Origin of the sequence: Sphingobacterium sp. B29 (assembly GCF_001952815.1) — a bacterium.
Classification (GTDB): Bacteria; Bacteroidota; Bacteroidia; order Sphingobacteriales; family Sphingobacteriaceae; genus Sphingobacterium; species Sphingobacterium siyangense.
The window spans coordinates 2,831,685-2,844,297 of record NZ_CP019158.1 but is presented as its reverse complement, the minus strand read 5'-3'; the positions used below and the strand labels follow the sequence as shown (position 1 = coordinate 2,844,297).

Sequence of the window (12,613 nt, the reverse complement as noted above, 5' to 3'; positions counted from 1 at the left end):
CTATTATTTGAAACCTTAAAGAAAAAAGTTAAATTACACCTATATCGGTCCAGCGTTAGATCGGATATAGCGTATACTAAATTATAAGATATTGCAACAGATAGATCAGGAACCGAAGAAAGCCAAAAAGAAACTGTTATTGAAGTCTTTTATATTATGCCTAATCTTTATGACGGCATATCTCATCAGTTTTTTCGTTTTTGATCTAAGCAGCAGTGAAAAGTTGAGTTATATTATTTTTTCACCTCTTGTTTGCTTACTGAGCTGGATATTTTTCCATTTCTTTTTGCTGGTAAAGGATACACGCAATTTGAAGTACTACTTACTGGGATGTGCCCTGATCGCATGCACTATTATTTATACAAATGGTATTTTTGATATCGATATTAGGCTTCAAAACTTTTTCCACTCCTCAAAACTGCCAAATGAATACAGCAAATATGATGACATTAACAAGCTAAAAAACCAGTTTGGGAAACATGAAATCATACTCTTCAAGGCAAGTGACCACCCTATAGATCAGTTTTTGACCAAAAACAATGAATTAATCATTCATTGTTTAACCGGTGCAATCGACACTGATAGTCCATCAACAGTTATTCATACATGCTATAGACTGGATAAAGATGGTAAGCAGATTGATGAATACTCCTTTAAACAGGACAAGGATGAGGATTCAGAAGTTTTATTTGAAGGGTATTTGATCAACGTTTCCAAACATTACTTTCGCAGCTGGCCATTGAATGGAGATACTACAAAAAAAACAATTGAAGTATTCAACGCAAATCTAAATTGGTCCACAGATAAACAAGACCAAAAACTAAATGATATTAAAAGTAAAGCCACCTATCTGCTGTCAGAGAAAATCTATCATTTCGATCAAAGCAATTCGAAAAGCTATACAAAGCGAACTTATTTTATGGACGATAAATGGTATGTATTCAACGAAAACATATCGGATGATAATAATTTAGACCCACAAAGCTCATCTAAGGGCCGTACCGTAAATGATCTTTTCGGTCACTGGGATAAGAATGAATGGGTAACGAATACTACTCCCCCTAACATTAGATCAGTTTATTACCAGAAAATCAAACGTGTTCGCAATAGACATGACGTCAAAACGGGGAAATATGAAAAAGGAGATCTTTGGCAAGGCTGCCTATTCTCACAGCTTATTGTCGAAAATGACACCTTAAGATTTAAAGACAGCTTATATTTGGACGAAAAATGGCATTGGTCTCAAGTCGATATCAACAATAAAAACATCGGCACACTAACCTTTGAGAATACCGACCAATTTAATGCCTATGGTTTTTATACGAATCCAGCTTTAAATTATCAACTTTTCACCAACCAACGCAACAAACTTTATTTAATCACAAAGAAATGATTTGTAGCTTGGTACCGCTAAATTTCAGCAAACATTAACGGTTCAAAATACAAGCCTACTTTTCGCTATCCAAAATAATGACTATATTACAACAAATCGCTTTTTTGTGAAAATATATCCAATTTAGTAGCCATTGGATCCTAGTTAAAAATTAAATTCAGGAATAGTAGAAAATAAATCATATGAACAAAAGGTATTTTTTCTATATTATCATCGTTATCAGCTTGTTCACTTCGTGTGGCCTTATCCATAATCTTCCCGATTCGGCTACCCCCAATACCGGTGTAGATCCTAACCTATGGTATTCATTTGTGGATCAAAATGGTAATTTCTACCCCGACAATTGGAAGAAAAATTATGGCATTCCTTCCAATAAAGCTGCTCGAGATCCTTATTCGCTTATGAAAATTGCCACCGACAGAGGGGATCGCGAACAATTACTCGCTTTTGAACGCGGTAACATGCTGCGTTTGTCTAAACGTATTGCCCCAAAAAAACGTGTGTTTATTTTAGTCCATGGCTTCAATGCTGATGAAGAATCTGTTGTAAAACAATATAAATATATTTCCGATCATATCGTTACAAACCCTAAAACCGATGAAATCATTCGATTTTATTGGGATGGTCTACGATCTACCTCCCCTTTTCGTTCCGCCAAAAACTGGTTTTCAGCGGCCTCTTTTAGCCAGATGGCCGGTGAATTTGGATTAAGACGTATACTGAACAATATGGCCGATAAGGATGTCTTCATCATATCACATAGTCGTGGAGCATCTGTGGTTATGAGCGCTATTTCAAATCCTGAATACAATAGCTCATTTTCTGCTCAAGCAAAAGACGTTCACAATGTTGATATCGAGCGGGCAAAGCCATTGTTAGAAAACAAAAATAGAATTACCTGCATTATGCTGGCTCCAGCGATAGGACTTTCCGAGTTTCAATATACGGATACGGCAAGTAACACAAAAAAATTTGTGAATCTCAGCTCACAAGTCAAGAAAATACACATTACTATCAACGGAACTGACAAGATGTTGAAGAAGTTTTTTGGATTCTTATCGAACAAACTTAATCCAACTGATCTTGGATACAAAGAGGAAAGTTATAACGCCCTTAAGAAAAATTACAGCATCTTTTCTATGACTGATTTCACAGGAATGTCAAGCCATGATTTTAGTCGTTATATACGAGATCCCAAATTCAAACAGATGCTTCGGGAAGAATCAATCCAAGTGCAATAAGGTGTTTGCTCGTCTGAATAAGTTGATAAGCTATACGTGGTTCTTGGAATTTTTCGTTCAGATCTACTCCTGCTAGCTATCTTATGAATTGAAAAGTAGCTGCTGTCATCAGGCTCTCCTAGTTATATGCAATGCAACTAGGAGGCTGCAGGAAAAAACTCAATCGTATAATGCCGCTATTAAAAAAAACATTAAACATATAAATTGGAATAGTACAACTAATGACATATAGTTACATAAAACATAAAGGTTAATGATACTGACTTTTTCATGTAATCGCAACTATTCTCTCAAAACGGCCATGGTTACTTACAGAAACGGGTAAGTGTGTGCCGCTATCTTTCAGAATGATGCTTGGTATCCCCTGAGCATCTTTAACAATTTCACCTTTTTCGATTTCTACAATATTGCCTAAATGAACCAATTCGCCAACTGCGATGGTATGTATAAAATCAGGGCAAACAATGGTCTTAGTGTAATACCTCTTCCCTTCACAGATGACTTCTCCCGTTGCGTTGCAAGAAGACCGTTCAGTAACTGAACATAGCAACCCTTTAGGTATATATTTCCGAATTCCTGTCTGTCTATTCCATATTTTATAGGCAGCCTCTTTCATGCTCCATAAGAGCCAAACAACAATTTCTGGATCTGGACTGTTCACAATCAACAGTTGTTCATGCTCATTAAATAGCTTTGAAACAAAGCCCCTACGTCTCCAATTACTATCTTTTCTAGACTGAACCAGGTCGATAACGTCATTACCAATCATTTTTCTTGTAACTTGCTTTCGATTATTTCGACTGCAGCTCCGACATTAAGCATACGTTCCATATCGGAATTTTCAATAACGATCCCAAATTGATCTTCGATATCCAGGACAATATCAACCAAATTTGCTGAATTGATTTGTAGATCACGCATAAAATCAGTCTTTTCAGTAAGCTTTCCAAATGCTTCTTCGTTTGTTGTATAAGGTGCTATAATTGGCTTTAAAGCACCGATCAATTCTTCTCTGTTCATAGGTTTAGTTATCAAATTTTTTAAATATTAAACAGGCATTTACATCCCCAAATCCGAAACTCGCTTTGGCTATAATATGAGGTTTGACATCAACTTGATGTAATGGTACCCTTGATGGATCAATCATTGCTGCAATCTCAGGATGTAAATCAGTACAATTACTGTTTCCAAATACAAATCCATGATATAACTGCAAAACTGTGGCCACGCATTCTATGCTACCTGCCGCACTGAGACAATGCCCAGTCATTCCTTTTAGCGAGTTTATCAATGGAAAATCTTTCCCTGTACGTCCAAGGGCCTCAGTCCAGTTTTCTATTTCAAAAGCATCTTTGGCCGTTGCCGTTAAATGACCGTTTATGGCATCGACATCCCATCCGGAGACACCCGAATTTTTTAGGGCTTCCGCAATGCATCGGCGTACAGCATCAGCATTTGGAGCTGTCATACTGCCCGTTCCCCGTTGCCCTCCAGAATTTACTTGACCGCCCAATAATTCGCCATATATCATGGCCTTGCGTTCTAAGGCACTTTCCAAATCCTCCAATAGCAGGGCTCCAGCTCCACTACCCGGGACCAATCCTGCGGCTGTTGCACTCATTGGGCGAGAACCTTCCGAAGGGCGGTCATTATGTTGCGAACTACAGACACGCAGTGCATCAAAACCACCCCAAATATAAGGTCCACTATCTCCAGTACTACCTGCTAGCATGCGCTTTGCTCTTCCGGACCTAATCCGGTCATATGCCATTAGAATTGCTTCGGTTCCGGTAGCACAGGCAGAGGAATTGGTGGTTACCTGATTTCCGAGCCCTAATTTCCCACCTAAATATGCACTGACACCGCTGTTCATCGTTTGGGCAACGACTGTACTGCCTAGCCTACGTGTTTGCAGCTCATCAATTTTATAAATACTCTCCCGAAACTTATCGATACCTGAGGTGCCTGAACCAAATACTGTTCCGCTATCCCAATCGGGGACCGAATTTAAGGCAATAGGAAAACCTGCATTTGTCCAAGCCTCCATTCCTGCTATGACACCATATAATATGCCTGTACTGTTAAAACCCCTGAGCTCAAGTTCCGTGAAATATTGTCTTTTGAGATCATCCGATACTTGTGGCATTCCAGCAATCTGACAGGAAAATTGCAATTTTTCCAACTGCACATCATGTCTAACACCGGAGACACCCTCTTTTAGCGCCTGTGTAAAGGCCGGTACTCCCACTCCATTGGGTGCAACGACCCCTAATCCAGTAATAACAACTCTCTTCATAGCTCCTCAGTAATCATACCTACCAATATTCCCTTACAAACCTCCTGGCCAGCTTCATTTTTCATTGTAACTGTACACTTTAACTTTCCAAACCTAAAATATATTTTTTTTGAAATTACCGTAACTTTCTCCTTCGGATACACGGGTTTTAAAAATTGTATTTCAGTAGAAGTCAACGCAATAGAAGAACCCTTTTTCAAGTCTTTATTGAGCAGAAAAATTCCCAAACAAGCTAAACCTATTTGGGCCATCGTTTCAATCAGAATAACTCCTGGAGTGATCGCTTTTTCATTAAAATGTCCTCTATAAAAATCCAAATTTTCATCAAAGGTATAGGTACCTGCAACACCTTCCTCATCGACATGGGTCAACGCATCGACAAATAAAAACGGGGCACTGTAAGGCAATTTCGCTAGTATAGAATTCAGATCCATCATTCAAATTTTGTAGGTTACCACTGTAATAAAACGCGCTGCGCCGAAAATCCAGGACCGAAACTCAGCATCAGCCCTAATTCACCGACCTGAGGACTACGTTTCATAATACGTTCGAGGACATATAACACCGTAGCGCTCGACATATTACCATACTGTGCCAGCACAGCCTTAGTATCCTCAATATCTTTATCAAATTCAGCAAAAATATCTTCGATTGTAGCTATAATCTTTTTTCCACCTGGATGAAAAATCATGTAATCAATATCTTTAATTTTAAGCTGGTTCTTCTTCAAAAATGGATGTATAACAGCGTCAAAATGAGACGCGATCACATTCGGCACTTCAACATCCAGTATCATCTGCATACCGCTGTTTGTCAGCTTAAATCCCATAATATCTTCCGCATCGTAAAAATGGTACATCTCCTGATCGAGAATCATCGGACCATTGTCTGACTCGTCGGAGGAAAGCAGACAGCAAGCTGCACCATCACCAAATATTGCGGCACTGACCATATTTGACATGGAGAAATCTTCCAGCTGAAAAGTTGCTGTTGGCGCTTCGACGGCTATGACCGCAGCACGTTTGCCTGGATTAGCCTGAAGAAAATTTTTAGCATAAATAATACCTGAAACACCGGCAACACAGCCCATTTCGGTAACTGGTAACCGCACAATATCCTGTCGGAGTTTCATCTTATTGATGAGATACGCGTCTAGGGAGGGGATCATAATTCCAGTACAACTCACTGTAATGATATAATCCAGAGACTGCGGATCCCATCCCGTCTGTTCAAGGGCCTTACGAAGTGCTTGCTCCCCTAAGACCGTTGCCTCCCGGCAGTACACATTATTTTTTTCTTCAAAAGACGTCGCAGTGAAGACCTCTCTCGGATCCATAATTGCATATCGTCTTTCCACAGCGGAGCCTTCGAAAAGTTTCTTGATCTTCTTAATAAAGCGAGGCTCTTGTCCATGGAGCCAAATATCCAATAGCGGAAGGATATCAACGGTAGCACAAGAGTATCTAGGGAGTTGCTTCGCAACAGTTATTATTTTAACATTCATATATTGGAAATTATCCACTGGTAACGAAAGGCCCATTTCCATTGGATGCTATAATTTTCTAATTTCAGTTTATTGGAGAATTGAGTAAGTTCCTCTTTTTTAAACCCACGCAGTATAGAAACAAGCCCGTCCACTTTTGTCATTCTATTTAACCTAAAAAGAACAGCAATGGTTTGAAAAAGCCGGTAAGCCATTTTACTCCTTTGTAAATCATTAATGACGACCCCCAATTTTGATACGTTGACCAGACTACCTAGCAAACGAAGGATCTCTTCATCGTCAAAATGATGTATGGTAAGCGTACACAGAACAATGTCATACTTGACATCTTCAAAATTTTCTTCAAAGATATCCGCACACAAATAGGATATATTGGTATAATCTTTAGACAAATCCCCCGCATAATTTATTGTATAGGGGTTGGCATCTATACCGAGCATTGAAAGCTTAATATGATGTCTATTGCCATAATCGCTCAACATGCGAAGCATGTCCCCATTGCCACAACCGATATCCACAATCGTTATTGTTTCATTCTTGCAGCTGGTTGAAAGTAATTTTTTTACACCGTTCAGCGTAATGTTATTTCCGCCTAAAAAACGATTAATCTTTGCTATCCTGTCTAATGTGGTCCGAAGTTCTTCTCCTTCGAGCAGAAAATCGTCCATGATCTCATTCTCCGATGTTCTCTGTTTTGTGTTTATTCCCATTTTATTGACCTTGCATTTCCATGAGTTTGTTTAATAATCCAGCTGAGCATTTTCGGAAAAAATGAGGTAGTCTTCATCAAAACTGCGGTCCCTATTTTATAGCTTAACAGCCGCGACAGAAGTCGACCGAATAAGAGGCGTCTTTTAAACGTTCGATTCCATTGCTTGACATAAGCCTTTTCCAATTGCTTTCGTGAATGAATATGGCCCCGATAATATTCCAGGACAAGCTCAGAAGCTATTTTTGCACTGTGTATCGCCATCGCCATCCCATTTCCGCAGAATGGATGAATAAGACCGGCTGTATCACCAATCATAAGAATATGGTTTTCTACCGTTGATTTCTTATCAAATGAAAATTGACTGATCGTGAGCGGTTTTTCAAAAAGTAGCCTATTGTGCTCAAAAAAATACTTAAGATGTCTGTTTTTAGACAAAACATACTTCTGATAATCAACTATGTTTTTGTATCTCTTGAACGTTTTTACATCGGCCAGATAACATAAATTTATCCGGTCATCTTCGACCTTGGAAATCCCACAATAGCCTCCTTCAAAATGATGCAAGGCAATTAAGTCATTCGGAAAATCGCCCGAATAGTGTGCCTTAACAGCCATCCAAGGAGAGGTTTTCGTTATAAAATCACGGGATAAGAGCTGATCGATATTGCTGCGTTTTCCATACGCGCCCAGTACAATTTTTGATCTTAATACCTGATCTTGAAACGAAACAGTAAATGTATCAGCGCTAAAGGATATACCCGTTACAGTCGCAATAACAATTGTACAGCCATTACTTTTTGCTTGCTGATATAACAGATCATCCAACGCGTAACGACTGATACCAATCCCACCCAAGGGTAACCTGACCCTATTCATCTGTCCATCTTCTGTCGTGAACTCAAGCTCCTGAATATGTGTTGGGCATAGCGATTCAACATCCACTTTCAGCCAATGAAGGTAGGCCAAAATTTCGTTCGAAACATATTCGCCGCAAACCTTATGACGAGGAAAAACATGTTTTTCGATTAACGTTACGTTGAATCCTTGTTTAGACAGATGCAATGCACCTGTAAGTCCAGCCAAACCACCGCCTATAATAATCACATCAGGATTTATTGTCATATATCCAAGTTTGCTCTATATGAGTATCATCTACAAAAAATCAACGCCATAAATCGTACTTCAGTTTCCTAAATTGGTTGCCCCCCACTATTCAATAAAAGATTCTTGATAAATCTATCCACTGTCTAAAATCCCCCTATACAGGACAATATCGCCCATACGCTTTCATAAAAAGTCTATCTGATAACAGCCCTTGGCAATAAATAGTTTTTATTTGGCCGTAAAATAAAAAAGCACTTTAATTTACCTGATAGATAAACGACTTAACCACTGCTATAAGTTGAATAAATAAGGCGTTTATCTGGATTTATATTCACGGTCGACAAACAATTTATCCAGAAAAAGATATCTGTTCCGAAATTCTTCAGCAGATGCTTTTACCTCGATATTCAAATTCAGAATATTCATGCGCTTATCTTGTGCTGTTGTTTTCGGCCATGTTGACAGCCCTTTTCCATTTGGATCGCCCGTCTTGATAAAATTAACAAAGTACCGCTGACCAAGTTTTGACACCTTGTAATCATCTTCAGTCCAGGCAAAAACATCATTACTCTGCAGATTTCCCAATAAATATTCAATATCACTTGCATGGAAAGCACCCGGCAGGGGCTTTGGACTTTTTTCCTTGGCTTCCTGTGCAGATTTCTTGCTAATTCCTCCGGCAAGCCCGGTTTGTGCATCGCGATATGCAGGTTGCATGGGTGGTCGCGGTTTACCGAATATATAAACGAAGACTGGCTGACCGCTATTTCTTCGTTGCAAATCAAGCCATTTCCAGGTACTATAAACGATAAAATTATCGCTACCTAAGGCAGTTGCTGACCGAATGACTTCCGCCTCTGTCTTTCCTGGATAAAGCGTGAGCACTTCGTCAGCCTGAACGCCATATTGTGCTCTTACCAACTTTTCATAATTCTCCGGAGATGGATACAATTTACCCATGTAGGCGGTATATGGGGCTTCCGTAGACGTCCAGCCTGCAAGTAGCGGGACTTTAGACTGTTCCCCTGCCTCAAAAATAGCCAAAGGAGATTTAGGCAGAAAATAGCCGTCAACAATCAAACGGGTCGCAAAGGCCCCTGGCTCGCTGGCTTTATCAAGGAGTTCGGCCGCAGGAATTTTACGCAGTTGATCAAGCCCTTCGGCATTTATGCGCGTTGCAAACGCAGTCCCCTGTTGCTCTTGCTCCGTAATAGAGGCAGTGCCATACCGCAAGTTAAAAACACTTCCGCTCTGACCGATAGCACGTTTAAATAGTCCTTTGGACAACGGACTCGTCATCTGGGCAGAAACCGACATACTCCCTGCCGACTCACCACCGATGGTGACGGCATCGGGATCCCCACCAAATGCAGCAATATTTTTCTTGACCCAAACCAAAGCTGCATGTTGATCCAGCAGTCCATAATTTCCGGAAGCATGTTTCGGAGATTCCTCGGTTAATGCCGGATGCGCAAAAAAGCCAAAGATACCAAGGCGATAGTTGACAGTAACGACAATAAGACCTTCTTTGGCAAAACTTTCACCATCATAGCGATTTTCCGATCCATCACCAGCATTGAAACCTCCGCCGTAAAAATAAACTAAAACAGGAAGTTTACCTGAACCAAGATTCTTTGGACGCCATACATTCAGGTAGAGACAGTCTTCGCTGATGCCTGGTGACCGAAATCGCATGTCCCCATAGATCGGTTTCTGCATCGGAGAATAACCAAAATGATCTGCTTTACGGATGCCAGACCAATGTTCAGCAGCTTGCGGTTCTTTCCACCTCAGGTCACCTACTGGCGGTTTTGCAAAAGGAATCCCTCGAAAGGACTCTACCCCACTTGACAAAGTAATTCCTTCTAATATCCCCTCTTCAACCTTTACCTGAGGCATTTGTGCGAAAACAAATGATGCAACCAAAAGCTGAACAACAGTAAAAAAAATATTTTTCATCATAACATCCATTTAAAAATCTATGTTTTTTTTTCTTACAGTTAAAATACAAAATAAAACTTATACCGTCGTGATATTCTGTTATTTCAGCACTTGCTTGCTTGCTTGCTTGCTTGCTTGCTTGCTTGCTTGCTTGCAGTGATCAACACATTTAGTTGGCCAGCCAGACAAAAAGTAGAATAAGCCATTGCGCAAGAATACATAGCCAAAATGGTTTGCTACTTGGTTCTGTTAAGATTTCGAGTACATGGATAAACTTCGATCGTACGATCGCATAAAAGCTATCGTTCTTGTCTAAATCGAGGGCATCAAATCTCACTTTATTCAGACCAAAAATGACAATGCGTCGCACCCAAGGGCTCTCGATTTTATTATTTTTCACGTCATTGATCAATTTAAGTTTTGCAAAAGAATAATCAGCGACATTTTGTATTACATCGGGCTGATTCGATTGAAAAATTAATAATACTTTGTCAAATGCCGGAAGAATGAGATCATCCTGCCTTTCTTCTACAACAAGACTTGCAATCTTTGAAAACACATATTTGTTGCTAAAAATAAAAAGTAGTACAGGTAGCAGGATCAGTCCAATCAGCCAAATGAATTTAGCTGCGGCTTGCGCAGGACTAACCGTCGAAAAGAAAGCTTCATGACTAGCCTTAAACTGAAAACTGCCAACCACCAAATACAGTAAAGTCGAAACAATAGCCAGCAAATAATATTTGACTAAGGTTTTCGTCCCTAATACGCTTAATTTTTTTAAATACGATAACTGTGTTTTCATCCTGCTATAATTAATTACGCTAATTTAGCATTATTCACCAAACATTGATCCCTAGGTTTAATTCCCGATCGCTTTCATTTTAAATTCGCTAGGAAAAAATTTTTATTCGTTGATCCACGTTAGCTCCACCCCCATCTATTCCGTTATAAATAATTTATAAAAAATTTGCGTAGTCAAATAACTACACTTATATTAGTAATCAAATAGATCAATATGAACTTAAGACGAGATGTTTTCCAAGCTATAGCAGACCCAACCAGAAGAGCAATTTTACTTCTTCTAACCTCACAAGCCATGACTGCTGGTGCAATTGCAGCCAATTTCAATACAGCAAGACCGACCGTTTCAAAACATTTGCAAATATTGACGGAATGTGAATTATTAAAGTCTCAACAAAATGGACGTGAGATATACTACCAATTGAACCCACCAAAGATGAAAGAAATTGCGGATTTTATTGAACCTTTCCGTCAAATGTGGGACGACAGATTCGATAAATTGGAAACTATTATGCAAAACTACAAGAACAAATAATATGGAGTCAAAAACTAACGTCCAGGCTGAGGATAATAAACAGGAGATTATCATTACAAGGGAATTCGATTTGCCTGTTGAACTGCTCTTCAAAGCATACGAGGATTCCGAAATTTTCGAACAGTGGATGGGAACTAAAGTCCTGAAATTGGAAAATAAAAAGCATGGCTCCTATGCCTTTGAAACTTCGCACAATGGCCAGGTCATGTTCAAAGCAAATGGAACGATACATGAATTCCTCCCCAATCAACGCATCACACGGACTTTTGAAATGGAAAACAGCGCATTTCCTGTGCAGTTGGAATATTTAACATTTGAAAAAATAAGTGCAGAACGCAGCAGGCTTCACATCCATATAATATTTCAGTCGGTCGCATTTCGGAACCAGCTGTTACAGATGCCCTTTGCGCAAGGAATCAATATGGCGCACAAAAGATTACAAGAAATTCTTGCTAAACTTACCTAAAGCACTACATGATGAATCTAAAAATTGAACATTTTTTTGAAAATGCGACAAGATGGAATGAAGAATTCAATCTGTTGAGAGAAATTGTCCGTGGCAATAAAACACTGCAAGAGGATTATAAATGGATGCATCCTTGTTATACATTTGAAGGTAAAAATGTCGTATTGATACACGGGTTTAAAGAATACTGTGCGCTGCTATTCCATAAAGGTGCATTATTAAAAGATCCCAAAAATATACTGATCCAGCAAACCGAAAATGTTCAGTCAGCCAGACAGCTTAGATTCACCACTATTGAGCAGATAGAATCATTGCGAGAAGTGATATCGGCTTATATTCAGGAGGCCATCGAAATTGAAAAATCAGGCAAGAAAGTTGACATGCGGAAAGCTGCCGATTACCCTGTACCGGAAGAATTTAAGCGTGCCTTACTTGAAGACCCTTTACTTCAAAAAGCTTTTCAATCACTTACACCAGGTCGACAAAAAGGGTATCTATTCTACTTTAACCAGGCAAAACAAGAGAAAACACGAGCGGCGAGAATCGAAAAATACTATCAGCATATTCTAGATGGAAAAGGTATTGATGACTAACATATTTATTACAGTTTATCCGTTATA

Annotated in this window: 14 protein-coding genes; 5 read left to right on the top strand and 9 right to left on the bottom strand. The window is 39.3% G+C overall.

Annotated features, from left to right (window positions below; genetic code table 11):
- The first annotated feature begins 169 nt into the window (after positions 1-169).
- Both BV902_RS11705 and BV902_RS11700 read left to right on the top strand, forming a co-directional pair.
- Positions 170-1,393 (top strand): hypothetical protein, encoded by a 1,224-nt coding sequence (locus BV902_RS11705; RefSeq protein ID WP_075992084.1) that lies wholly within the window; start codon positions 170-172, stop codon positions 1,391-1,393.
- A 182-nt stretch (positions 1,394-1,575) separates the two neighbouring features.
- Positions 1,576-2,634 carry an alpha/beta hydrolase gene (locus BV902_RS11700; protein WP_075992083.1) on the top strand — a complete coding sequence of 353 codons (1,059 nt, stop codon included), beginning with the start codon at positions 1,576-1,578 and terminating at the stop codon, positions 2,632-2,634.
- A gap of 268 nt (positions 2,635-2,902) precedes the next feature.
- Here BV902_RS11700 and BV902_RS11695 read toward each other — a convergent pair whose 3' ends face one another.
- The 9 genes from BV902_RS11695 to BV902_RS11655 form a co-directional block, all read right to left on the bottom strand.
- Positions 2,903-3,403, bottom strand: coding sequence for a 4'-phosphopantetheinyl transferase family protein (locus BV902_RS11695; protein WP_075992082.1), 501 nt, complete (start codon positions 3,401-3,403; stop codon positions 2,903-2,905).
- A complete protein-coding gene (locus BV902_RS11690) occupies positions 3,400-3,654 on the bottom strand; it encodes an acyl carrier protein (RefSeq protein ID WP_075992081.1) in 255 nt (84 codons plus the stop codon). Before BV902_RS11690 ends, BV902_RS11695 begins: the two co-directional genes overlap by 4 nt.
- 4 nt (positions 3,655-3,658) lie before the next feature.
- Positions 3,659-4,930: a beta-ketoacyl-[acyl-carrier-protein] synthase family protein gene (locus BV902_RS11685; protein ID WP_075992080.1), complete on the bottom strand. Its 1,272-nt coding sequence runs from the start codon at positions 4,928-4,930 to the stop codon at positions 3,659-3,661.
- On the bottom strand, positions 4,927-5,367 hold the full coding sequence (locus BV902_RS11680; protein ID WP_237242108.1) for a 3-hydroxyacyl-ACP dehydratase FabZ family protein: 441 nt from the start codon (positions 5,365-5,367) through the stop codon (positions 4,927-4,929). The genes BV902_RS11685 and BV902_RS11680 overlap by 4 nt, the downstream gene beginning before the upstream one ends.
- Before the next feature lie 14 nt (positions 5,368-5,381).
- Positions 5,382-6,434: a type III polyketide synthase gene (locus BV902_RS11675; protein ID WP_075992078.1), complete on the bottom strand. Its 1,053-nt coding sequence runs from the start codon at positions 6,432-6,434 to the stop codon at positions 5,382-5,384.
- Positions 6,431-7,144, bottom strand: coding sequence for a methyltransferase domain-containing protein (locus BV902_RS11670; protein ID WP_075992077.1), 714 nt, complete (start codon positions 7,142-7,144; stop codon positions 6,431-6,433). Before BV902_RS11670 ends, BV902_RS11675 begins: the two co-directional genes overlap by 4 nt.
- Positions 7,135-8,268: an NAD(P)/FAD-dependent oxidoreductase gene (locus BV902_RS11665; protein ID WP_075992076.1), complete on the bottom strand. Its 1,134-nt coding sequence runs from the start codon at positions 8,266-8,268 to the stop codon at positions 7,135-7,137. The genes BV902_RS11670 and BV902_RS11665 overlap by 10 nt, the downstream gene beginning before the upstream one ends.
- A gap of 297 nt (positions 8,269-8,565) precedes the next feature.
- Positions 8,566-10,212 (bottom strand): carboxylesterase/lipase family protein, encoded by a 1,647-nt coding sequence (locus BV902_RS11660; protein ID WP_237242106.1) that lies wholly within the window; start codon positions 10,210-10,212, stop codon positions 8,566-8,568.
- A 148-nt stretch (positions 10,213-10,360) separates the two neighbouring features.
- The gene (locus BV902_RS11655; protein WP_075992075.1) at positions 10,361-10,993 is read right to left on the bottom strand and encodes a hypothetical protein; all 633 of its coding nucleotides are present in this window, start codon (positions 10,991-10,993) and stop codon (positions 10,361-10,363) included.
- A 213-nt stretch (positions 10,994-11,206) separates the two neighbouring features.
- Here BV902_RS11655 and BV902_RS11650 point away from each other — a divergent pair, with 213 nt between their 5' ends.
- From BV902_RS11650 to BV902_RS11640, 3 genes are read left to right on the top strand one after another with little or no spacing between them, the layout of a single operon-like run.
- Positions 11,207-11,527 carry an ArsR/SmtB family transcription factor gene (locus BV902_RS11650; RefSeq protein WP_075992074.1) on the top strand — a complete coding sequence of 107 codons (321 nt, stop codon included), beginning with the start codon at positions 11,207-11,209 and terminating at the stop codon, positions 11,525-11,527.
- A 1-nt stretch (position 11,528) separates the two neighbouring features.
- Positions 11,529-11,993 carry an SRPBCC family protein gene (locus tag BV902_RS11645; RefSeq protein ID WP_075992073.1) on the top strand — a complete coding sequence of 155 codons (465 nt, stop codon included), beginning with the start codon at positions 11,529-11,531 and terminating at the stop codon, positions 11,991-11,993.
- A gap of 8 nt (positions 11,994-12,001) precedes the next feature.
- A complete protein-coding gene (locus BV902_RS11640) occupies positions 12,002-12,586 on the top strand; it encodes a YdeI/OmpD-associated family protein (RefSeq protein WP_232475750.1) in 585 nt (194 codons plus the stop codon).
- Positions 12,587-12,613 lie beyond the last annotated feature (27 nt).